Origin of the sequence: Sporocytophaga sp., assembly GCF_017745095.1 — a bacterium.
Lineage (GTDB): Bacteria > Bacteroidota > Bacteroidia > Cytophagales > Cytophagaceae > Sporocytophaga.
Genome location: NZ_JAGHZZ010000002.1, coordinates 530,148 through 553,712, shown reverse-complemented (window position 1 = coordinate 553,712; position 23,565 = coordinate 530,148). Strand labels below are relative to the sequence as shown.

Below are 23,565 nucleotides of genomic sequence, written 5' to 3'. Positions count from 1 at the left end.
GAGCTGTCCTAATAATGGGAAGGTTACAGTTTTAAAAGTTCTTACTTTTTAATTTGTTCTCCTGCCATTGTGAAAAAATCGATTAAGAGATAGGTAATCTCTGATGTTGTCTTCAGATCAGAACAATACACATCGTTTTCCGCATAGTAGATGTACATGAAGAAGACATAGATCAAGACCTTGTTCATGTCCTGCGGAGAAATCAGCTTGAGCAGGATGTCCAGCTCGTCGATGATTTTCTGGTTGAGGATCGTGTCTTCTGCTAAGATAACAGCTACTCTGTTTCCTGGATTTGTTTCCATAAATGTTTGTTGGGTTTGTGCTTCGTTCCGCAAGCGGGTTAAAAATTAAGACAATAAAAAATGCGTGGAACAGTAGCTACTGACATCGAGGCACCGCGAAGAGCCCAAAACACAATAGCTAAGTCCACGCAATAGCGGAACACCTAGCTATTCTTGTGTTTTTGAAAATTCGCGGTTTTCGATGTCAAGAATATGCTAACGCAATTTTATTATATATAAAAGTCTTTTAATCTGGACTCTATTCGATAAGCAATTACAGTGTTTAGGTTGAACGGGACAAAGATAGGAAAAAAGCTGAAAGCAAAAAGCGTAAAGCTTAAAGTAAAAATATGAGTGTAAAAACTTTTCGCTTTGTGCTTTCCGCTTTCCGCTTAATATAATCTTTTAAAGAATCTTCTTGAGTTCAGGCATAGTTGGGATGTACTCTGTCAATATGGTATTGACTTTTACTTTTTAAGGTTTTAATCTTGTCTCAAATTCAGAACAAATTTAAACCAGCTGGGGCTTTTATAATGTATACGTTTAAGGCCACTTATTTTTAAGTCTGAAATAGAGTAATTTTTAACAATCTAAATTTTAAAGCTATGGCCCGTCAAAAAGGCATAATCAAAATCAATGGTTCCTTAGGTGGAATCACTTTTTACCAACAAAATGGTGAAAACTTCACAAGAGAAACAAACGGTCCTTCAAAAGAGAAGATCCAATCTGATCCGGCATTCAGAAGGACAAGAGAAAACAATCAGGAGTTTGCTGGTTCTGCAGCTGCCGGAAAAGCTCTGCGTCTAGGCCTTCAGACTTACCTGGATGTTATGTCTGACTCAAGAGTTACAAGTGCTCTTATGAAACAGTTCAGGATCATGGTCAACAGGGCTGATTCCGGAACAAGGGGGCAAAGGCCGATAGAAATTTTAAAACACAAGGATTTGCTTGTTGGTTTTAATTTTAACCGCTTCACTTTGTTTGACAGTGTGTTCATGGCTCCATATAGTGTGGCTGTAAATACGGATCGTACTGCTGCAACATTCACTATTCCGGACTTTAGTACTGACAATAGTATTCATGTTCCTTCAGGCGCTACGCACCTGAGGATCATTGCTACTGCGAGTGCTCTTTCTTCTTACGAATTTGATGAATCGTCAAAGAAGTATGTGCCTACTGATATTGAAAGTAATACCCGTAATGCATCTGCTTCCAGCGTCTTTATTCCGATAGGTGGATTTGTTGGTGCTACTACTGAACTTACTCCAACAATAACACCGGCTCCTGCTTTGCTTGCAACGAGTGCTTTGGTTGCTTGTATAGGCATTGAGTTTTATCAAATGGTGGCCAGCAAGCCATACTTATTGGCACAGGGGAATAGCATGAAGATTACGAATGTGTTTTAGAAGTTAGAAGTTATAAGTTGTAAGTAATAAGTTATAAGTAAAAAAACTCTCAAAGTTCTTGATGTTCTTTGAGAGTTAGAATAGATACTTTTTAATAAATTTTCAAACATTAAATTTTTATCAATTATGAAAGAATTAGCTATGTTATCCAATCTGGAAAATATGAGCATTAATTTAGATGCCAAAGCTAAAGGTAAAAGTGCTCAGTCTGTCTTTTGTGAAAACTGGGACAATGCTAAAGTTGCGCTTAATGCAATTGCTGCTATGGTTAAAAATCCTGTAGTGAAGCTGGTGATTAATATCGTAGTGTCGGTTGGGGATGGGATTAGGAGTAAGGTTTGTGTATAGTTTTCCTTTTAAGAAGCTCCTTTCTGTTTTGGAAGGGGCTTTTTTGTTTTACAGAGGGAAACTTTTAATGAATTAATTTTTTATTAATAGGATTTGTGTTTTAATTCCCCGGTGTAATAATACAGTCCCATTATAATTATGTTTTCCTCAAGATCCGGTCCAATACCCGGCCGTGTCTGCATCATAATCAACTTAACAGAATCTTTCCTTTGTCAATCTGAGATCTGCGAAGAATCCGGACTTTCAAAATGAATATAAATAAGTTATCCTGCAGAATGGTAGTTTTAATAGCAAATTTTTGGTGACTATCAGTTCCTTCGCAAGCTCAGGATGACCAAACGGCCTATTGTTGTTTACAAAACAATGTTAAATTGATAGCTATGATGCAGACACCTGCCGGGAAGAAGTATGGGAAAAAATAAAATAGGATGGAATTTTTATATTTGTTGAGTATAGAATGTAAAAATGGATAAATCGGAGTTTTTAGTAAAAAAAATGGATTGTCCTTCCGAGGAAAGTATGATCCGAATGAAACTTGATGGAATTGAAGAAATTAAGGGTCTTGAATTTGATATTCCAAATAGAAAGCTTACTGTTTATCACGAAGGAAATCTTAATAAGATTGTATTGTCAATAGATGCTTTAAATTTTAATTCCTCGCTTTATAAAACTGAAAAGGTTGGAGACGGTTTACTAAGTCGTGTTTCAGATAAAGGGCAATCTTCTTTACTTTGGAAGGTTTTAATGATCAACTTCTCTTTCTTTATTATTGAAATTACTACAGGATTCCTATCCAGATCAATGGGGTTGGTGGCGGATAGTCTTGACATGCTTGCTGATGCTTTGGTATATGGATTAAGCTTACTGGCTGTCGGAGGCACTATTACCAAAAAGAAAAAAATTGCGACCTTAAGTGGATACTTCCAGATTGCTCTTGCTCTGTTTGGAATAATAGAGGTCGTTAGAAGATTTTTAGGTTATGAAGAACTACCAGACTTTAAAACAATGATCATCGTATCAATTTTTGCTTTAATAGCGAATGGCCTTTGTTTGTATTTGCTGCAAAGATCCAAAAGCGATGAAGCACACATGAAGGCAAGTATGATCTTTACATCCAACGATGTTATTATTAATCTCGGAGTAATAATGGCAGGTGTACTTGTTTATTTGTCGAACTCAAAGTATCCGGATTTGATTATCGGATCTGTAGTTTTTATTATTGTCCTCAGAGGTTCTTTTTCAATCCTTAAACTAGCTAAATAAAATCAAGGAATTATGTACAGTGCCCTGGCCGGTGTCTGCACCATAGCCGTCAACTTAAGCAACTTTAGAATTACATAATCTTAATTAAAGTACATTAGCAACAGTTTGAGCAACAGCAACAAAATATTCCAGAAATAGTCTTGCTGTTGCTCAAACTGTTGCTCTCTTTTTCCATTATTACTTCTCTTTTATATAGCAGGGAAAACTATTTTTTTACTTGTCTCATCACTAAGTTGACGGCCATGTCCTTCAGGAGAAGTGCTAGGGATGAGATTTTTTGCTTTCTTTCTTAAATTTAAAAAAATATTTACACTACGCAAAAATAATGCGTAGTGCCTTCTCAATTTTGAATCATTAATTTAAATACCAGATATTTAAATGCTGAAGACCTCTCCGCAAAATGACGGAGGGGTCTCATAAGAGAAATTTAAGTGAAGAAATTTCTGTTTTAAAGTATTGGTTCTTAATTAGAAAGTGCTGAATTAATTATAAGTTAAGAAATAAATAATCTAGAATGAAATGAAAATAAATGGGAATCAGCTAATTGAAATTGGATATCCGGAGGGTAAAGCAATCGGTGTAGCACTTGAAGTTATTCATAAAGATTATTCTCTTGAGGAACCGGAAAATATCCTTGCTATAATGAAAAGGGTTTTAACTTCTCCATCAGATTTTCTCAATGATTCAAAAACTTATTCGATTGCGGAAGAATTGCTGAGGCCTAATAAAAAGGATGAGATCATTGAACTTTTACCTTCTCCTAAGTCATATAAAATCTATGGTAAAGAAGGGATAGAAGCTGGAGCTATCAAGCAAATGGATACTGCTATGAGACTTCCAGTTTCTGTAGCGGGTGCATTAATGCCAGATGCGCATCAGGGTTATGGATTACCTATAGGTGGAGTGCTTGCTACTAAAAATGCTGTGATACCATATGGTGTAGGAGTGGATATTGGTTGTCGTATGTGTATGTCTATTTTTGATATTCCAGCAGGTTATGTAGAGACAGGAAAAGAAGATCTGATGAAGATGCTTGTCAATAATACAATGTTTGGTAGAGCTACATTTAAGAAGCCAAAAGATCATGAAATTATATCAAATCCTTTGTTCTCGGAAATTGGAATTTTAAGAGACCTTAAGGATAGGGCATATGCTCAACTTGGATCTTCCGGTGGTGGAAACCATTTCGTGGAATTCGGTATTGTTGAAGTACTTGATTCTAATAATGAATGGAATATTATTCCAGGTAAATATCTATCGCTCTTGTCGCACTCAGGTTCAAGAGGAATGGGCGCATCGATTGCAAACCATTATACTAAACTGGCAATGGAAACATGTAAGCTACCACAGGAGGCGAAACACCTTGCCTGGCTTGATCTTGATACAGAGGCAGGTCAGGAATACTGGCTTGCAATGAATCTTGCCGGAGACTATGCCTCTGCGTGTCATCACCAGATCCATGAAAGGATGGCTATAGGACTTAGAACGAATCCTGTTGCTATGATTGAGAATCACCATAATTTCGCCTGGAAAGAGAAAGATGCGAGAGGTAATGATGTCATCGTTCATAGAAAAGGCGCGACTCCTGCAGGTAAAGGTGTGTTGGGAATTATTCCAGGCTCTATGACTGCACCGGGTTATGTGATAAGAGGTAAAGGTGATAAGGAATCAGTAAATTCTGCTTCACATGGTGCCGGGCGTGCAATGTCAAGAACGCAGGCTAAGAATACTCTTAAGCCGGAGGCTGTCAAGGAACAGTTGAATAAGGCAGGCGTAGAGCTGATCGGCTCTGGCTTAGATGAAGCACCAATGGCTTATAAAGATATTAAGACGGTTATGGAAGCTCAGAAAGATCTTGTTGAAGTCGTAGGAATATTCTTGCCAAAGATCGTGAGAATGTGCGGAGACGAAAAGTTTCAGGAAGTTGATTAAATTGAGTTGTATAAAAAAGTTAACAAGAAGAATCAAATAGTTTTGATCCTTCTTGTTTTTTATAATGATTAGTTTACCAGAATTTCCACCAAGGTTTTTTCTTCACTGCTTCTTGTTTGATTGTGATATCAGAAGCTTTAGGTGGTTTAGGTTTATGCTTGATTACATGTTTATAGCGGTGTGCTTCAAGAATCTTCTTCACTCTCTCTTCAAGTGGTTTTCCTTTCTCTGGATTAACCATTTTTACAAAGTTTGCATATCCCTTTATCGAAGCGAGGAGGTTGTTACTATTGTTCCAGTGTTTCCCTTTTATTGTTCCTTCTTTTTCTATTTGATGCAAAAGGGCTCTAAATTTATCCAGCTCCTTTCTGCATACACTTGGCTTATCATTTACTACAATTCCTGTTACTTCCTTCCTTGCGCCCTTCCGTTGTACACGAAGCTTATCAGGATTTATATGAAGTTTTTCGTCTTTTATTATTTTCTTAACAAAACCTAAAAGAGTTGAAGTATTGGAAGTTGCTACTCCTGAGGCAGAGAAGGTGAGGTCGTCTGCATATCGTGTATAATTGAAATTTAGTTTGGTTGCAATTCCTTTTAATCTCAGATCAAGTTTACGGCAAATAAGATTAGTGATTGCAGGGCTAGTCGGAGCGCCCTGTGGTAGGAATCTATCAGTTCCTGCAGCGTAGTATGTTTTTCCGTCCAGTTCCACCTGATCGCAATCCGGTTCGGTACAGATCAAAGCGAATATTGTAGAAATCTGTTCAGAATAACCCAATGCAATAAATAGTCCTTTAACTCTTCGATAGGTGATAGAAGGAAAGAAATCTTTAAGATCAATATTCACAACAACCTCAGCTTTCACATGGGGCAGTGAATTGGTGATGATAGATCTCTTCTTAACAAAGCCATGTGCCGATTCCGTAGGATCTATTTTGTTAAGAATGTTTTCAAGTATCCAGTACTGAGCCTTTTTTAGTCTGGGCATAGGAGTGGAGATAAGCCTTTTTCCTCCTGTTTTCTTGGGAATATAAAACCTTCTGTAATGATTGATTTTACTGATAGTTCTGTTGTAGGAAAGAAACCTAAGTTCTCCGATAGAAAGCTTCATTGCTGAAGATAATTCTTCTGCTGTTTGAAGTATCGGTAATTGATATTTTAATAGCTTATCGTTGTTGCTTGTCTGGTTATGTAAGCCTTTTGAAACCTTTTCGCCAAGATAAATAATGTTTTTATCCTTGAGTTCTTTCCATCTTGCAGCTTTGGCTTCTCTCTTTTGCTTTCTGAGAATTTTGTTTTCTTCTCTTTTTTTTCTGGCTTGTTCAAGCCTTGCTTGCCTTACCTTTTTCAGCGCTTCTTCTCTGTTTTGATATATCCGCTGCTGCTGAAGTAGCTTATTCAGTTCTTTGATAAGATCAGCCTCTTTGTGTATCAGCATTTCCGGAATCGCTGATGCTCCATCTTCACTTTTCCAGAAGCCTAGTCGCTGCATTTCTTCAAGTATCACAGCATTTCTGCCGCTTGCTTTAATACGGTCATACAGCTGTTGTCTGGTAGGCTGAGAGTTTTCTGTGTTGGCCATAGGAATATAAAAAATGGTAGTGTACAGGATATTCTTCGTCATTCTGAGGACCGGATTGGTCAACTCCAGCGAGACGTCACTACATGCTTATTTCAATTCCTGGAATTCTCACCGGAAATGAGCATGTAGTGGCAGGATCGCACAGTTAAGAACGAGCCGGTGGCGCGTTAGTAAGCTGTGTACAAGGACTGTGATACACAGCCCGGGTTGCAAGATTTTAATATCCCGCCACTACCATTACAAAGCTAATTTTTAAATTTATCTGTTACAAACTTTAATACAAATTTTGTTTCTTTCTGAATGCAATTCTCAATGCAAGCATATGCTCACATGGTCCCTGCATCAGTTTGTTTTGCTGAAAGAAATTACAACTACACTTGCCGCTTACAATTCTTTCATCACTGTCTATCAAAAGTTCAGGTTTATAAGTCTGGCTATCTTCTTTAACATTCCCTGTTAACCTTTGCTTTCCTCCGGATACTTCAACATTGAGTTGGACACTTCTGTTGTTAAAGAATCTATTGGCTTTTTCTTCTCTTGCATTGGAAAATCTTAGCGCTTCAAGTGGCAAGTTTTCTCTTGAAAGCTCTCTTATTCTATAACAATTATTATTTATATCATAGATGGCCTTACCTTGCTGAGTAAAGGCTGACAAGGCTCCAAGAACAAGGGATTTATCCAGTTGAAGTCTGGAGGCCAATACTTCCGGTTTTTCCACCCATTTTTCTTTTAGCCCTATAAAAACCTTTTGCATGGTCATCGCATCTGTTTCTGCTCTTGGAGCAAGAAGATCAAAGTTACCCATACGTGACCAGTCATTGGCTGTCCAGCCTGATAGGCCAAGTGTAAAATTCATATCTCCTAAGTCAGCTACATAAAAGGAGGGGAGGCCCGAACCCAAAAGAACAACTTTAAAAGATTTTGTTACTGGTATTAATCTTTCTAACAGTAATAATCTTCTTCTTCCCCATATTCTAATTTCTTTTGCTTCACTCCCTGTATAAATCGATCTCAGGCATTTTATTTCATAATTCCATGGCTCAAAAATCAATTTTATGGGCTCTCCAGGTTTCAGGATATACCGTATAGATCTTGGTCCTTCTTTTTCTTTATGTCTTTTGAGTACAAAACAGATGTTATACACATCCATTGGATGTAATTCGAAAGTAGTTGCAGGAATTGACATCGCGGAGCTAACCTGAAGAAATCCTCTTACCCAGCTCGCCGGTACATCTATTTTAACTTCTTTGTAGCTTTCTTCTGCAGTTGTCTGCACCTCAAATCCGGAAGGATCTATATTGAAATGGGTATCCTTATACTCTCTTATCTTCTGAAATTCATTGTACAAACTTGATGAATAATCGATGTTCGTTGTGCCACATTTAAATTCGCTCAGATTTTTAAATACATTATAATTGCATCCTAGCTTGCCATAAGAAGATTCGTCCTGACTGAAGCATTCAAAAAATAATTCATCGGGATGAACTGTTATAACCGGATCATATACTCTCATCAACTCCGGACTGGTGCGGTAAAGGTATTGGAAATATTTGTTTTGAGCTTTGTAGAAGGGTTCCATTACATTGTATTTTTCCCTCCTTACTTTTTCAAGCTCAAACCTAATGCCTTTAAGTTTTTGTTCTACATCTTCTGCGCCTCCAAGGTATTGGGCAAGCCAGATGTCTTCTTGTTCTTTTACCCATGCCTTGTAATCCGTTTTGTCTTTTGGTTTAAAACGAAAATCAGAAATCACTATGTCATGAAGGGCTGAGATGGCTTCTCTGAACGGAATATGCTTGTTAAGATATCCGGAGAAATAGGTTGGCTCACGATATATATCAGGCGCGAACGTCATGCTTGTAGAGCCTGATGTATTTTTAACCGTTGTATCTCCTTTAAATTTATAATTGAATTCCATCGCTTATTTCTTTACATATTCAGAATAGTCAACTACTTTAACAAGGTTTTGCAATGAAGGATATTTTTTTCGGATATCTCTGAGAGCAGCAATACACCCTGCTTTTTCAGTTATTGCCATTGAACCTGATACTCTGTTTAGAATTTCCGATGCAATCTGTGCAATGGATTCATCTTTCAAAGCTTCTTTTCTCAGAAACTCCATTGCGCGCATTTTTGCTGCTTTACCTTTATTAACCTGAGAGAGTAAGGTGATAAAATAGGGCTTCAATTTTTCGACAACATCTGGTTTTCCACTAGCATATGTTTCAATGTATGAAGATGTAAATAATTGCAATCTTGTATCCGGGTGCTGACTTAGTTTTAATAAATATTCATCCCCGTCTTCACTCTTAAAGAATTTGGTAATCATTTCCTTTCCAAAGTTCTGGACTGTTTCCCTTGTGCTGTCGCAAAGGGCAATAAGGTCGTCAGCAGACCAGTCTTCTTGTTTGAATATATTTCTGAAATAATCAAAAGCAAAGTTTCTTGTATCTTCCCAATCAGAATCTACGATCCTTAATGCTTCTTCTTTATTTTCCTTTATTTTGGAATGGTTGTTATTGTAGTAGTTCCATGCATATTTTCTTACCTCTTCATTAGGGTTACTTGAAATTTTTACCAATTCTGCCATTGATAAATCTTCTTCTCTTATTGTCAGTTTCAGCAATGCAGCTCCAAGTTGCTGAGCAGATCTGAATTTTGAATTAAGAAGAAAAAGGCTCTGATTTTTGTTGATGACTGACAGGTTGTTACTCAGTTCTGTTGTAAGAAGACTTAGTAAATCCTGGTGCAATCCTTCATAAGTTTCCTTCATCAGAAATGCAGGAACAAACAAATCGATTAGCTCATTGCCGAACGCAGGGTATGCTTTTGTAAGCTTTGCTATAATTGGTTTTACAGCATTTCGAACATCCGCAAGTGGTGATAAACAGAAGCTGATAAGAAGCTCTTTCTTTTCTATTAAAGATGTTTCCGAAAATCGTCCTAAGAGCTCAATACCTGCGGTTCTGGCTTTTTTATTTTCTGATTTTAAAAGAGCTTGAAGAAGATCACCTGGGATAAGTTCAGGATTTAATTTTTTGTAAACTAGTATTGAACCTGCAATTGCATGTACTTCAGGAGATCTATGTTGAAGAAGATCTCTGATGATATCTGTTCCAATAAAATCCAGATGGTTTTTGAAAATATCAAGCAATGCTTGGCCCGCGTGAATAACAAATTGCTGATCATCTTCAGATTTACCTTCAGTCTTGATGATGGTAGCAAGAATTTTTCCAATGACTATTTCAGCTTGTTCATTAGGAATATTAGCTGAAACGAGGAGAGACCTTACTTTGGTTTGAATGAAAGGGTTTCTTATGAAAATTAACTCAGTAATGAACTCAGAATTATTTATGAAAATTTGTTTTTGCTCTTCAATCCATTGTATAGCCTGTTCGCTGGCTTCCTGTAATGGACTTTGAAGCATTCCAAGTAGTAATTGCGTATCAGGGTTAGCTTTATTGTACACTTTCATGGCTTCTTCCAAACCAACCTTTCTTGTTATTTCGAAAGATGTGTTCAGAAAGTCTACAATATTTTCAGTAGTAAGCTGATTGGCAAATTCTGGATTCGATTTAAAGACCTTTAAGGCAAACTCATGTACCTGTGACGCTTTGGAAAACGAAAGGAGCCTGATGATCTCTTTTACAGCATTGTTCCAAAGTTCCGGAAATGCTTCTTCTCTCTGAGATGGAGCTTCATTGACTGGCATATATGGCGATATACATTGCCAGCCATTTGGGCCCAAGGTGTATCTGGGACTATTCTGGAACAGAATAAAATTGAATGCTCTATATATTGCATTCGTATCGAAATATGTTTTTGTTTCAATTACATCATGCCTCTTCGTTTGCTTGTTATATACATAAGTATATGTTGAACGATGATAAGAAGGTTTGCCGTCTTTGCTATCATCAAAAGCCAATAATACTCCGCAAGCCATTTCTTTGTATGTTGAAGCGTTCGCTTCACCGAGCCTTCTAAGTGATCTTAGAATTCTTGCAGAAAGATATCTTTTGGTTTTACTGCTAAAAGCTCCTTTATCGCTGTATGGTCCGGGAGAATGTTTGTCTATGTTTTTTGCAACAATTCCAAAGATTTCATAATCTTCCCACATTTCAGCCATTTTAAATATATGTCTGATATGTTTGAAGTAATTATAAGTGAGAGGAACATCATTGATTATACCTGATAATATTCTCTTTAATTCGTTATTATCATGAGATAATCGATAAATTGAAGACAGATACTCGTTGGATGATGATTGAGTTTTAAATAGTAATTCTTTTAGTTGGATGTCAAGTCCTGAATAATCTTCCAACTGAAGCAACTTCATTATATGCTCTGGAAGAATTGCAAGAAGTGATTCTCCAGTTGTTTTCCTTTCTGCAAGATCAGATATTTTGAATAATGCCTCTGATATAATTTCTCTTAAATATTGAGGACAATTCTGTTTTTGCTGCAGTGATTTAAGAAAAGTGACAGAACTGGAGTTTCCACATTTTCCGATAGCCCAGACCGCAGAATAAACAGAAATATCGTCGGACTGATCAACCAGTTTTTGAATGAAAGGAATCGCCTCCTGTATATTAAGTTCTCCAGCTCTCCAGAACACTCTGGCTAATGGCCAGTTCTCAGGCTCATCACCATCAACTGCGTTCTTCAGAATTTTCAGAATAGCCTTCTTCCTCCGGTCATTGTCTTTGGAACCTTTAGTAGGTTTGTTAAAGACGGCCATCGGTTCACCCTCTGTGGAATATCCTTTACTTCTTTTTTCTTTTTCCAGTGAATCAAAAACTTTATTTGCTTCCTGCAAGTCTACTGGAAATATAGTTTTGGTACCTTCTTTCAGGGTAGCGCCTCTTCTTCCATAGCGGAAATTAACCAAAAATCCGTCTCCGGATTCGCAAAGGTCGATTTCATAAACTTTGTCAGAGTTCCCTTCCTGAAAGTATAATTTTATTTGCTTTATCAGTTTCAAAACAATTTGAGTTAAAAGTTTTCTGATTAAAAATGAATATCATCCAAAGTATTAAGGGACAAAATAGTTAATATCGATAGTAATTTCCAATAAATGATAGATTTTTCGATTGGAAGATATTAGGAAAAATTAGGATCGAGTCTATTAAGAATTTTGGTGTAGGGGAAAAAAATGGCCAAATTTTTTTCTTGAAAAAATTTAACTTTTAAAGTTCTTTTTATATATATTTGATTATCATTTTTAGTCGGGGTAAGAATAGCTTTTAACCATTTATTTACTAACCTTTTTATTGTATAACCGTAATCGAATTACAATTCTGAATCAATGAATGAATTAATAACGGAATCTTTTAAAAATTCAAATTTACCAGTTACCATTTTACTCCTTCTGGTGTTGTTTTATTGGGTAATAAACCTGATCGGCTTGTTTGATCTGGACATGCTTCATGGCGATGTAGAACTGGATAAGGGACACATCGAAGTTGAAACCGATTCTGACTCAATTTTAGGAAAGACTTTTGATTTCGGAGATCTTCCAATCGCAATTGTAATCAGTTTCTTCGTCCTTTTTTTCTGGATGATTACAATTTTGACCAATTATTATCTGGGAAATTCATCCTTATTTTTTGCCTTAATTATATATATTCCTGCAATCATAGGGTCGTTTATTGTAACACGTCTCATTACTATTCCTCTTTCTAAAATATATAGTTTGCTAAAGCTAAATACTGAAGAGGCTGATACAGTAAGTGATTATACTGGTTCAGTCTGTACAGTTTTTGTGGAAACTACTTCTGAAAGAAACGGCCAGGGAGAAATCAATAGAAACGGTGATCCAATCAGAATTAATATAAGGACATATCCAGGTAAGCTGCTTTCAAAAGGAAGTTCAGCTCTTTTAATTGAATATGTCAAAGGAGGCGATTACTATATTGCCGAGCCATATGATTCCGAAAAATAAACTAATAATAAACACATATTAACAACTCTTATAAATCTTAAATCCAATGTTAGAGAATGTATTAATGACGACAATTCTGATAGGAATTTTTTTCGTCGTGATGATCCTTGTTCTATTAGTAAAATGGTATAAAAAAGTACCTCAAGGTAAAGCTATTGTAAGAACAGGAGCTGGAGGAACGAAGGTTACATTTACTGCTATGTTTGTGATTCCGGTTCTTCATAAAATGGAGATTATGGATATCTCTTTGAAAACACTTCACATCAAAAGAATAGGAAAAGACGGATTGATCTGTCAGGACAACATTCGTGCAGACATAGAAGTGGCTTTTTTTGTAAGAGTTAATAAAGGAGTAGAAGATGTTGTGAAAGTCGCTCAGACGATAGGTTGCGAGCGTGCTTCTCATAAGGAAACACTTGTTTCAATTTTTGATTCGAAATTTTCAGAAGCCCTGAAAACAGTAGGTAGAAGATTTGATTTTGTTTCGCTTTATTCCGACAGAGATAAATTTAAAAAGGAAATCCTTGATATCATTGGTACTGATCTGAATGGATATCATCTTGATGATTGTGCTATAGACTACCTAGAGCAAACTTCGCTTGAGTTTATGAAGACTGATAATATTCTTGATTCACAAGGTATCAAGAAAATTACTGAGATCACTGCTCAGCAAAAAATTCTTGCGAATGAAATCAAAAGAAATGAAGAGAAGGTGTTGCGCAAGCAGGACGTGGAAGCTAAAGAGGCAATCCTTGAACTAAATAAGCAGCTTGCCGAAAGCGAAGAAAAGCAGCAAAGAGAAATTGCCATCATTCGTGCAAGAGAAAAAGCTGAAGCAGAAAAGGTAATGGCAGAAGAGAAGCTGAAATCTGAACTTGCAAGAATAAAATCAGAAGAAGGTATTCAGGTCGCAGAAGAAAATAAACAGAGACAGATCATCGTGGCTTCTAAAAGCAAAGAAAGAACTGATGCTGTTGAAACGCAACGTGTGGAGAAAGATAAGTTACTTGAAGCAAATGAGAAGGAAAGAGTTGTTGCTCTGGCAATAATTGAAAAAGATAAAGCGCTTGAAGAAGAAAAGAAAAATATTCAGGATGTGATCAGAGAGCGAGTAATGGTTGAAAAAACAGTTGTTACTGAAGAAGAAAAGATAAAAGATGCGAAAGCATTTGCTGAAGCAAACAGAAATAAGGAAGTAGCAATTACGAATGCAACGACTCAGGCTGAAGAGCTGAAAGTAAAAGAAATCAAAATGGCGGAGGCTATGAAAGCTGCTGCAGAGATCAAAGCATTGCAATTAATGTTAGAAGCAGAGGCTGCTCAAAAAGCATCTGCGAGCCAGGCTGATGCTAGAAGAACAATTGCAGAAGTAACGGTACTTGAAGAGTCAACCAAGGGTATGGCTGAGGCCCAGGTAATTGAGGCTAAAGCAAAAGCACTGGAAAAACAGGGTACTACAGAGGCATTGGTTTTAGAGAAAAAATCTGTTGCTGAAGCAAAAGGTATCGAAGCGAAAGCAACTGCTGAAGCAAAAGGTATAGAAGCCAAAGCTGCTGCTGATGAGAAAAAAGGTACAATGGAAGCTACTGTTTTACATAAGAAGATGGAAGCTGAAGCTCAGGGTATTACTCAGAAAGCAGATGCAATGAAGAAATTAGATGGGGTTGGTAAAGATCACGAAGAGTTCAAACTTAAACTTGATAAAGAGAAATCTATCGAACTTGCTGAAATCACTATTCAGAAAGATATCGCTGAAGCTCAGGCTAAAGTTATCTCTGAGGCATTGAAGGCTTCTAAGATCGAAATCGTGGGTGGTGAAACAATGTTCTTTGATAAAATTGTCGGTTCTATCACAAAAGGAAAGTCGCTTGATAAAATGGTAGATAACAGCAAACTGCTTACTGATATCAAAGGCTCATTCTTAGGTGATGGAAATGAAAATTTACTGGAAAGAATACAGGATCTATTAGGTAAGCACAAGCTGTCTACTGAGGATATTAAGAATTTGTCGATATCTGCGCTGATTTTAAAGTTAAGCTCAGGAACTGTTGACAATGCTCTTAAAAACACTCTGGCTTCTGTATTAAATGAAGCAAGAGATTTGGGTATTGCAAACCAGACGCTTGAAAACCTAGGAATAAAGATTAAAACAAAAGAATAATACGTCAAGATTTATTAAGTAATCATGGCAGAAGTAAAACCTGAAAATACTTCAGATTCTAAGGCAGTACAACTTGATTCCGGTACTTATGAAGTGTTGCGAAGCAGACTTGATAAGTCCGGCAAGGACCTACGGGATAGACTAGGGAAACTTAACGAAGACAGAAAAAATGTCTTCGGGGCTATAGAGCAGAAGCTAGTAGCAACAGCAAGGATTACCACGGAAAATAATTGTGTACCCAGAGATATGGTTTCTCTGGGTACTTATCTTTTATTCGGATACAACGTCCACATTGGCTTACGATCGGAAACCGTTCTGACTGATGTGTTCAGCATTTATCAATATAAGGACCATTCATTTGTTCATGTTGGACTCAATAAGATTCAGACAGAACTTTTTGAATCGGATTTTAAAGAACTTTATAAATACTACAAAAGTACTTTCTTTGAAAAGTTCGCAGTCATTGGTCCTTATTTGTACATGGTCTTCCGTATCGGAAAAGGCGCCAAGGATATTAAGACATTCAAATTCCTTATTAGCGGGGAGGAATTAAAGTACGAAGGAAACAGAAGCGAACATGAATATAAATTTCCTCCTCAATATGGATTTGAATGGGAGCGTACATCAAGAGACTATCACAGAAAGGGAAAGCACCCTCATGTTTCCGTGCGCGACAAGGTCTTCATCGAAACAATAGGAGGAGATTTAACAATAAAGATTGAAGACAATACTGAAAACGGAGAAGGAATTTATTCAGAACCTGTTGAAGATAAAGATCAGAGACTGGATGATGCAGAGATGTATTATGCAGACCTTGGTAATATCATTCTGCTGAAAATAAAACCTTTCAAGGAGGATAAATTCAGGTATATTGTCTATAATGATAAAATCAAAAAGGCACAAAGGATTGATGCAATAAAGGACTCCTGTGTATTACTTCCTGAAAATCATGGTGTCATTTTTTCTAAAGGTTATTATCTGCAGACTGGTGAGTTTAAGCTTTTTGAAAATGACCTTCAGGGCCTCAGATTTGAAAAGAGGATTCAGTCTCCTAATGGTGAAGACTACCTATATGTGTTCTATAATGATGAGCAAGGTGCTTATATTTTGCTTCCATATAACCTTATAGAACAAAAGGTTGACAATCTCATTCTTTGTCATGGATACTCTATTTTTGATAATGGAGAACTGATCTATTTTATTGACCATAATGAACCGGTCAAGCATCATACAATACAGATATGGAGCTCTGCATATTGCAGCAGCACCTATGTGCCTCCTGTAGTTCCTGATTCTTATTTGTATAAAATCGGAAATAAGGACATCGTTCGTTGTATGGCAGAGTGCTCGGAAGTACTTGGCCTCCTTTCCAAGAATGACGAAGCATATTCAAATTTATATCTTGATATCGTTAAAATAAGCACTGACCTGCTTGATTCTTATTACTGGATCAGGGAAGAAGCTACATTCAATCTGGGTCTGCCAGTTGCTGAAATCAAAACAACAGCTGCAGCTACCATTGAAGAATTTGAAAAAGTAGTCAGGATAAAAAAGAATACTTTGGATCAGGTCAAAAGACAAACTGATAGAGCCAAAGCGATTCTTGAACAGATTAAGAGAGATAGGTTTGAGGATATAAATACTTTTGTCAATATTCTTTCGGAGCTAAGGTCACTGAGAGGTGATATTATTTCTTTGAAAGAATTGAGATACGTCGATCTTCAGTCTGTAAATGATCTTGAAAAGAATATCTCTGATGAATCTGAAAAGCTTTCTGTAAAATGTGTTGAATTCCTCTTGCAGGAAAAGGCTTTGCTTCCATACCACGAACGAGTGAATGTTCTGAAGCTTTCTGCAGAGAAGGTTATCAAGGTTACTGAAGCTAATAAGGCAGAAGAAGAAATCGGGCAGGTAAGCAATGAACTGGAAATGCTGATTCAGATAGTCAGTAACCTGAAGATTGATGATGCTACCCAGACTACTAAGATCATTGATACTATTTCTCTTATCTTTTCGGAAATCAACAAACTAAAAGCTTCTCTTAAAAACAAAAAGCTGGATCTGAGAAAATCAGAGAGCGAGGCTGAATTTAACTCTCAGATAAAACTATTGGATCAGTCCATTGTAAACTATTTGGATATAAGTTCAACGCCTGATAAATGTGAGGAATTTCTTTCCAAGCTAATGATCCAGTTGGAAGAGCTGGAAGCAAAATTCCCAGACTTTGATGGCTTTATTAAAATTGTTTCTGAAAAGAGAGAAGAACTTTACGGTGCTTTTGAAAATCGCAAGTTATCTTTAATTGAAGCCCGCAACAACAGGGCTAATGCATTGATGAGCGCTGCGGAACGTATCCTGTCCGGGGCAAAAAACAGAGTAGCAACCTTCGAAACAGTTGCTGAGATCAATGGCTATTTTGCTTCTGATCTGATGATGGATAAGCTCAGAGATATTGTAAAGCAATTAAATGATCTGAGTGATACCATAAAAGCCGACGACATTCAAGGCAGAATGAAAAATCTCCGTGAAACGGCGCTGAGGCAATTGAAGGATAAGAAAGAGCTATTTGTCGGAGGCACCAATGTAGTAAAGTTCGGAAACTACAATTTTTCAGTTAACACCCAGGCTCTGGAACTTACCATGGTGAACAGACAGGAAGATATGTTCTTCCACATCACTGGCACAAGCTTCTTTGAAAAAGTGACGGATCCTGATTTCCTCAATACAAAACCGTTCTGGAATCAGCACCTGATATCTGAAAACGAACATGTTTACAGAGGGGAATATCTTGCATGGCTTATTTTTAACGAGGGACAAGTAAATTCCAAATTTGATAAAGGTCATTTGATTAAGTTTGATGAGGCTTCTCTCACCGTGGTTGTTCAGGAATTCATGTCGAATAGATATTCTGAAGGTTATGTCAAAGGTGTGAATGACAGAGACGCTGCTTTGATACTTAAAGCTCTTTTAAATATTGAAGGAGGTCTTGATCTTCTTAGATACTCTTCTGAAGCCAGGGCGTGTGCAAGGTTTTACTGGTTACACATTCTCGATGAAAAATCAAGGAGAAGTTTTGATTTAAGATTAAAAGGGATAGGAAGCATCCTTAAAATTTTCCCAGGAAAAAATACTCATCAGGAAATTATAAATCTGCTTAAAACAGGAATACAGAATTTCATAGAGCAGACTCATTTTTTCGAAGCTGAGATTGCTTCTGAAGCTGCAGATTATCTGTTTGATGAAATGGTTAGAGGAGAGGTATTTGTCATCAGTCATGAGGCTCTGGAGTTAACAAAGGCATTTAATGCATTTCTGAAGAAGAAAAAGTATGAAGAGGAATGTATAGCTTCAGTTCAAAATCTGGATGGAAATCCCATCAATCAATTCGATCTGACAAGAAACTGGTTAAAAGCATTTATTGATAGTGAAAAATCTGCCAGTCCTGAATTTGTGGATGAAGCAGCTGTCATATTATTGTCGGGTCTTGATAATTGCAAGGAAGTTGTTGCCAAATCAGAAGTTTTGCTTGAAGGATTATCCGGAAGTCACAGCCTGATTCAGAATGGTACTTATCAGTTTCATTTCAATAAATTCGTCAAGAAGTTATCACGATATCAAAGAGAGGTAGTTGCTGGGTATTCAGCTTTTGTAGAGAAAAAAAGCGGATTAACAGAAACCTTCAGAGCTAACCTAAGACTTGAGGAATATAAAACAAATGTGCTTAGTTCATTTGTGCGTAATAAGTTGATAGATGATGTTTATCTCCCTTTGATCGGTGCAAACCTTGCAAAGCAAATAGGAGTGGTAGGAGAGAACAAACGTACCGATCAGATGGGTATGTTGCTTCTGATTTCTCCTCCAGGTTATGGTAAGACCACTTTGATGGAATATGTCGCGAATAGGCTGGGATTGATCTTTATGAAGATCAATGGTCCTGCGATAGGGCATAAGATTACTTCGGTAGATCCTTCCGAAGCTCAAAACGGTGCAGCAAGGGAAGAGCTGGAAAAGCTGAATCTTGCATTTGAGATGGGTGACAATGTTATGATTTATGTTGATGATATTCAGCATTGCAATCCTGAGTTTCTTCAAAAGTTTATTTCGCTTTGTGATGCACAAAGAAAAATAGAAGGTATCTATAAAGGTAAATCAAAGACTTATGATTTCCGTGGAAAGAAAGTCTGTGTGGTAATGGCTGGTAACCCCTATACAGAAAGCGGAGAAAAGTTCAGAATACCAGACATGCTTGCCAACAGGGCTGATACATATAACCTTGGGGATATTATAGGTGACAAAGCAGAGGTGTTCAAGCTAAGTTATATAGAAAACTGTTTGACCTCAAACACTATTACAGCAAAGGTTGCCAATAAGAGCCTTAAGGATATTTACTCTTTTGTCAAAATTGCCGAAACAGGCGATAATACCGGTCTTGACTTTGAAGTAGCTTATGCAGCTGAAGAAACAAATGAGATAGTATCTATACTGCAAAAGCTTGTGGCTATTAGGGACACTGTTCTCAGGGTTAATCAGGAATACATTCATTCTGCTTCCCAGGCAGAGGAATTCAGAAATGAGCCTGTATTTAAGCTACAAGGTTCATACAGGAATATGAATAAGATGGCCGAGAAAGTAGTACCTGTGATGAATGAAGCTGAATTGAAAATGCTTATCAATACACATTATCAAAACGAAGCTCAGACTTTAACTACAGGTACAGAAGCCAATCTGCTGAAGTTTAAAGATATTACAGGAAGGATCACTCCTGAAGAAAAGGTAAGGTGGGAAGATATTAAAACTACCTTTAAAAAGAATCAACGCTTTAAAGGTATTGGGGACTCCAGCCAGATAACGCAACTGCTTACTCAGCTTGCAGTGCTGGGTGAAGGGGTTGAAGGTATAAAACAAGCAATAGAAAAAAAGTCTTCCGAATAGGGAAGACTTTTTTATTAGGTTAATTATTGATTTTCTTTGTTATCAAAAGTATAGCTCAAGATGCCTTCATATTCAATTTTAGGGTCACCATTTTTGATCAGTTTTAGCTCATTTTTGATTTTACCCATAAATCCTTTTGCTTCGGGTATATTTACATTGGACACAGCTTTAAGAGATATGTATTCAATTAATCCATCTTCATTAACCTTAATTGAATATTCAATTCTTCCAGATCCTTTAAATTGATGAGCCCCTATATCACATTGTTTTAATATGTTCCAACCCTTCATTCTTAAGGTTCCATTTTCAGGGTTTTGATGTTCTCTTATATTTTTAACCAATGTTGGGGAAGGGGTGTTATCAATTTTTTTCAGTTGCGCAGATTTTGAATTAAATACTAAAAGACTATCCTGAATTGTAATTTCGAAAGTATAAACTTTGTTTACAACTCTAGTGAGCCCTAATTCCTTGTTAGTTTGAGCACTAATATCAATCAGGAGCCTGGACTTGGATTCGTCATATTTCCAGCTACCATTTTCCGAATCCATCATATATTTATTTTTCCTGGAGATCTTAGATTCATATCTATTCTTAGGTTCCAGAAGGATTGCATGACGCAATGTATCTTTAATCGTCAAGTCGTAAGCACCGATGAAATCTTTTGTCTCTGACTTTTTGCGGAGTGTATTAAGGTCAGTATCAAATGCCAAATCACTATTTCCTGCAGGGCAAAAGACAAGATCTGAGTAAAGTTTGACACTTTTACCTTGAGAGGAATTTAGTGCCTTTTTAACATATATAAAATACTGACATGAATTATCGTTTTCAGTTTTCGTTGAAAAAGCTAAAGTATCGTATTTCTCTTTAAGAAGCTGGTTTATTGGAGTTGTAAACGTGTATTTTCCATCTGAATCACATTTGATAAATCTATCTGCACTATATGGTTTTCCTGGCTTTGTAAAATATACTTTTTCAGTAAGATTCTGTGAATATACTTTTCCAGTAATTGTAAGAGACTGGCTATAACAAATTGTATTAGCCAATAATAAGATTATGATTAATGAGTTAAATTTCACTTTTAAATAAAGTAGGTAAAAGTTATCGGAATTGATTTTATGGCATTCATTTTATCTTAATAGTCATCCAACTGATCCCAAAGCTTATCAAACTCTCCTTTAAAACCTTTTACTATTTCCTTATCTGAAGTAAATACAACGTTTTCATGGTTATATAAAGCAGCGCTTCGGGTCCAGTTATAGCTGCCGGTAAGAGCTATCTTATTATCAATAATAGCAAACTTGTGATGCATGTGATAAGGAGATTTGTCTACTTTAATCTCAATACCGCATCTGTGCAGTTTTTCAATATCTGATCCTTCATCATAGCATTTGTCATTATCGGTAATGATCCTTACATTAATACCAAACTTATGTCTGGCAATGATAATGTCGGTTATCAGATCATCGCTGATGGTAAATACACAGATTTTAAGTGATGAAATGGATTGATTGAGTTGTTCTAAGATGGCGTGGCGACAATCTTCGCCGGGGCTGAAAAATACTTTATTCATAAGGAAACAGCCTGAAAAGCTGAAAGGAAGAAGGCCACCTATAGTGGCCTTTATGTGATCGGATTAATTTTCTAATTTTTTGGTAGAGTCGAGAGCAATCTTTGCTTTCAGATGTGCAAGTGAATCTGCAACTAAAGGATGTGTAAGACTGCCCTCCAGCGCCTTGTTGATTTGATCATCTACAGATTTATTATTGTCCGCTATTGCTCCGTAAGATTGTGCCAGCGCCTCTTCCTGATTAATCTTATCCTTCATTTTTTCCAGCATTCTTAATGTATTATTGGCATCTAGTCCTGCAAGTTTCTGGTTAAAATCTTTAGTGCTCTTAGCTACTTTTACTCGAGCTTTTAGAGTATCGAGTTCACCTTCCCAGCCATCTATTTTACTTTTAAGCAATTTATTGTTGCTCTCTATTTGTGACGCCATTTCATTGTATTGTCTTACAGTATTACTTAAAGTCTCAATTTGAGAAATAGCAGAATGTCTTTTCATCAAAGCTTCGCTCGCAAGTCTGTCTCCTTCTGAAGGATCAAGTCCTCCTGTCTGAGCCTTTTGCAATAGTAATACAGCTTTATGCTCATATTCCAGGGCAATTTTATTTTTTTCCTTTTGATCGTTTTCCGCCTTTATAACAAGAGCTTTCACCTCAGCAAGACTTTTCAGCCCTTTGTTCAAATCTTCACGAAGATCTCGCAATCCCTGCTCAATCATATTTATTGGATTTTCAAGTTTATCCAGAGCAGCGTGAGCTTCAGCTTCACCAATTTTGAAAAGTCTTTTGAACCAGTTTAACATATTACAAATTTTAAGATATCAGATTTAAATTCTATTGGTTAACGGTTAATGTTCCCGTTAAATTTCTTTTCAAAATAATTATACGCCTCATTCAATTTCCTGGTTATTTCCTCTGCTATTTTGCGTTTCTCTTCAGAATGGACGTGTTTATCAGGATGATACTTCCTGATCAGTTCTTTATAAGATATTTTAATTTCACTGAATCCTGCCCCATATTTTATTTCAAGATTGGCATAATATTCTGCTTCTTTCTTTAATCCTGGTTCCATTGGCTTTATTGGAGGATGATCAGTCTCTTCAAATGTCTCTTTTTCATTTTCTAAATCTTCCTTCGAAAGTTTTGTTTTCGGAAGATTTGATTTTAGGATATTAAGAAATCTTTTTATCAACATAAAAAACTGTATTCCAATTTATAAAAAAATACTTACAACGAAAAATCTTAAGTTAATTATACCATTCCGGACTGTTGTGGATTGTATAATCATCAATAATGAAAAACAAATCCGAAAAATTCATAAATTGTTTGTTTAACCGGGATTAATCGCTAATAAATTTATCATTTAATCAATTTAATTGAATTACAATAAAGTAATCGATTATTGTGATTAACAGGATTTTCAACGGCTAGTAATTAATTGAGTTTAATGAAAATGAAAATAAAGCAGGAGATCTATATCACCGTTGATGCGGTTTTATTTGGCTATTCCAGAGAGTCGGGTATCTCGGTTCTTCTTATAAAAAGGAAGATAGAACCCTTTATCCATAAATGGGCACTTCCGGGAGGTTTTGTGAAGGACAATGAATCTCTTGAAGATGCAGTAATGAGAGAATTGAATGAAGAGGCAGGTGTAAAAATCAATTATCTTGAACAATTGTATACTTTTGGTAAACCTGATCGGGACCCTAGAGCACGTGTGGTTTCTGTAGTTTATTTCGGTCTTGTAAAACCTGATTCATATAAACCATCAGCAAGCACAGACGCTGAGGATGCTGCTTGGTTCAATATGGATCATTTACCTAAATTAGCTTTTGATCATAAAACAATCATTCAAACAGCACTTGAAAGACTGCGTGGAAAGATTACATATGAGCCTATAGGTTTTGATCTGTTGCCTGCTAAATTTCCCTTTTCCGATCTTGAGAAATTATACATAACAGTCCTTGGAAGGGATCTGGATCGCAGGAATTTTAAGAAAAAAGTTATGGGCCTCGGAATTGTAGAGGAGCTTGATGAAAAAGCACCTATTACCTCTGCGGGACGTCCCGGTAATCTCTATAAATTTAATCGTGATAAATATCAGAAGTTAAAGAAAGATGGCTTTTCATTTGAAATGAATGCATAAGCCTTATT

16 protein-coding genes are annotated in these 23,565 nt (G+C 36.5%); 8 read left to right on the top strand and 8 right to left on the bottom strand.

Annotated elements, in window-relative coordinates; translation table 11 throughout:
* Positions 1 to 41 precede the first annotated feature (41 nt).
* The gene (locus tag J7604_RS05065) at positions 42 to 335 is read right to left on the bottom strand and encodes a hypothetical protein (RefSeq protein WP_293892030.1); all 294 of its coding nucleotides are present in this window, start codon (positions 333 to 335) and stop codon (positions 42 to 44) included.
* Positions 336 to 886: 551 nt separating this feature from the next.
* Between J7604_RS05065 and J7604_RS05060 the strand changes: the two genes are divergently transcribed.
* The 4 genes from J7604_RS05060 (at position 887) to J7604_RS05045 (ending at position 5,230) form a co-directional block, all read left to right on the top strand.
* Positions 887 to 1,687 (top strand): hypothetical protein, encoded by an 801-nt coding sequence (locus J7604_RS05060; RefSeq protein WP_293892027.1) that lies wholly within the window; start codon positions 887 to 889, stop codon positions 1,685 to 1,687.
* A gap of 126 nt (positions 1,688 to 1,813) precedes the next feature.
* The gene (locus tag J7604_RS05055) at positions 1,814 to 2,035 is read left to right on the top strand and encodes a hypothetical protein (RefSeq protein ID WP_293892024.1); all 222 of its coding nucleotides are present in this window, start codon (positions 1,814 to 1,816) and stop codon (positions 2,033 to 2,035) included.
* A gap of 465 nt (positions 2,036 to 2,500) precedes the next feature.
* Complete coding sequence (locus J7604_RS05050; protein WP_293892021.1) at positions 2,501 to 3,298, top strand: cation transporter; 798 nt, start codon at positions 2,501 to 2,503, stop codon at positions 3,296 to 3,298.
* A gap of 519 nt (positions 3,299 to 3,817) precedes the next feature.
* On the top strand, positions 3,818 to 5,230 hold the full coding sequence (locus tag J7604_RS05045) for an RtcB family protein (protein WP_293892018.1): 1,413 nt from the start codon (positions 3,818 to 3,820) through the stop codon (positions 5,228 to 5,230).
* A 73-nt stretch (positions 5,231 to 5,303) separates the two neighbouring features.
* On the opposite strand, the gene J7604_RS05040 is transcribed toward J7604_RS05045, so the two are convergent.
* The 3 genes from J7604_RS05040 to J7604_RS05030 all read right to left on the bottom strand — a co-directional run bounded on the left by J7604_RS05040 (position 5,304) and on the right by J7604_RS05030 (position 11,796).
* Positions 5,304 to 6,815, bottom strand: a complete 1,512-nt coding sequence (locus J7604_RS05040; RefSeq protein ID WP_293892015.1) for a reverse transcriptase domain-containing protein — start codon at positions 6,813 to 6,815, stop codon at positions 5,304 to 5,306.
* 274 nt (positions 6,816 to 7,089) lie between these two features.
* Positions 7,090 to 8,733: an SWIM zinc finger family protein gene (locus J7604_RS05035; RefSeq protein ID WP_293892012.1), complete on the bottom strand. Its 1,644-nt coding sequence runs from the start codon at positions 8,731 to 8,733 to the stop codon at positions 7,090 to 7,092.
* Positions 8,734 to 8,736: 3 nt separating this feature from the next.
* Positions 8,737 to 11,796, bottom strand: a complete 3,060-nt coding sequence (locus J7604_RS05030; protein ID WP_293892009.1) for a WGR domain-containing protein — start codon at positions 11,794 to 11,796, stop codon at positions 8,737 to 8,739.
* Between the two features lie 324 nt (positions 11,797 to 12,120).
* Here J7604_RS05030 and J7604_RS05025 point away from each other — a divergent pair, with 324 nt between their 5' ends.
* From J7604_RS05025 to J7604_RS05015, 3 genes are read left to right on the top strand one after another with little or no spacing between them, the layout of a single operon-like run.
* Entirely contained in the window at positions 12,121 to 12,756 is a 636-nt protein-coding gene (locus J7604_RS05025) for a hypothetical protein (RefSeq protein WP_293892006.1), read from the top strand.
* Between the two features lie 46 nt (positions 12,757 to 12,802).
* Positions 12,803 to 14,917, top strand: a complete 2,115-nt coding sequence (locus tag J7604_RS05020) for a flotillin family protein (RefSeq protein WP_293892003.1) — start codon at positions 12,803 to 12,805, stop codon at positions 14,915 to 14,917.
* Positions 14,918 to 14,941: 24 nt separating this feature from the next.
* Positions 14,942 to 19,849: a DNA repair ATPase gene (locus J7604_RS05015; RefSeq protein WP_293892000.1), complete on the top strand. Its 4,908-nt coding sequence runs from the start codon at positions 14,942 to 14,944 to the stop codon at positions 19,847 to 19,849.
* A gap of 23 nt (positions 19,850 to 19,872) precedes the next feature.
* On the opposite strand, the gene J7604_RS05010 is transcribed toward J7604_RS05015, so the two are convergent.
* From J7604_RS05010 to J7604_RS04995, 4 genes are all read right to left on the bottom strand, one after another.
* A complete protein-coding gene (locus J7604_RS05010) occupies positions 19,873 to 20,892 on the bottom strand; it encodes a hypothetical protein (protein ID WP_293891997.1) in 1,020 nt (339 codons plus the stop codon).
* A gap of 89 nt (positions 20,893 to 20,981) precedes the next feature.
* The gene (locus tag J7604_RS05005) at positions 20,982 to 21,419 is read right to left on the bottom strand and encodes a phospholipase D-like domain-containing protein (protein WP_293891994.1); all 438 of its coding nucleotides are present in this window, start codon (positions 21,417 to 21,419) and stop codon (positions 20,982 to 20,984) included.
* 63 nt (positions 21,420 to 21,482) lie between these two features.
* Positions 21,483 to 22,214: a PspA/IM30 family protein gene (locus J7604_RS05000; protein ID WP_293891991.1), complete on the bottom strand. Its 732-nt coding sequence runs from the start codon at positions 22,212 to 22,214 to the stop codon at positions 21,483 to 21,485.
* 38 nt (positions 22,215 to 22,252) lie between these two features.
* Complete coding sequence (locus tag J7604_RS04995; protein WP_293891988.1) at positions 22,253 to 22,606, bottom strand: DnaJ domain-containing protein; 354 nt, start codon at positions 22,604 to 22,606, stop codon at positions 22,253 to 22,255.
* A 252-nt stretch (positions 22,607 to 22,858) separates the two neighbouring features.
* Here J7604_RS04995 and J7604_RS04990 point away from each other — a divergent pair, with 252 nt between their 5' ends.
* Positions 22,859 to 23,557, top strand: coding sequence for an NUDIX domain-containing protein (locus J7604_RS04990; RefSeq protein WP_293891985.1), 699 nt, complete (start codon positions 22,859 to 22,861; stop codon positions 23,555 to 23,557).
* Positions 23,558 to 23,565 lie beyond the last annotated feature (8 nt).

Excerpts from the sequence above, each read along its gene's own strand:
- J7604_RS05035 (WP_293892012.1), bottom strand. The coding sequence starts at position 8,733 with ATGGAATTCAATTATAAATTTAAAGGAGATACAACGGTTAAAAATACA.
- J7604_RS05015 (WP_293892000.1), top strand. The coding sequence starts at position 14,942 with ATGGCAGAAGTAAAACCTGAAAATACTTCAGATTCTAAGGCAGTACAA.
- J7604_RS05050 (WP_293892021.1), top strand. The coding sequence starts at position 2,501 with ATGGATAAATCGGAGTTTTTAGTAAAAAAAATGGATTGTCCTTCCGAG.
- J7604_RS04990 (WP_293891985.1), top strand. The coding sequence starts at position 22,859 with ATGAAAATGAAAATAAAGCAGGAGATCTATATCACCGTTGATGCGGTT.
- J7604_RS05020 (WP_293892003.1), top strand. The coding sequence starts at position 12,803 with ATGTTAGAGAATGTATTAATGACGACAATTCTGATAGGAATTTTTTTC.
- J7604_RS05005 (WP_293891994.1), bottom strand. The coding sequence starts at position 21,419 with ATGAATAAAGTATTTTTCAGCCCCGGCGAAGATTGTCGCCACGCCATC.
- J7604_RS05000 (WP_293891991.1), bottom strand. The coding sequence starts at position 22,214 with ATGTTAAACTGGTTCAAAAGACTTTTCAAAATTGGTGAAGCTGAAGCT.
- J7604_RS05045 (WP_293892018.1), top strand. The coding sequence starts at position 3,818 with ATGAAAATAAATGGGAATCAGCTAATTGAAATTGGATATCCGGAGGGT.
- J7604_RS05055 (WP_293892024.1), top strand. The coding sequence starts at position 1,814 with ATGAAAGAATTAGCTATGTTATCCAATCTGGAAAATATGAGCATTAAT.
- J7604_RS04995 (WP_293891988.1), bottom strand. The coding sequence starts at position 22,606 with ATGTTGATAAAAAGATTTCTTAATATCCTAAAATCAAATCTTCCGAAA.
- J7604_RS05025 (WP_293892006.1), top strand. The coding sequence starts at position 12,121 with ATGAATGAATTAATAACGGAATCTTTTAAAAATTCAAATTTACCAGTT.
- J7604_RS05060 (WP_293892027.1), top strand. The coding sequence starts at position 887 with ATGGCCCGTCAAAAAGGCATAATCAAAATCAATGGTTCCTTAGGTGGA.
- J7604_RS05040 (WP_293892015.1), bottom strand. The coding sequence starts at position 6,815 with ATGGCCAACACAGAAAACTCTCAGCCTACCAGACAACAGCTGTATGAC.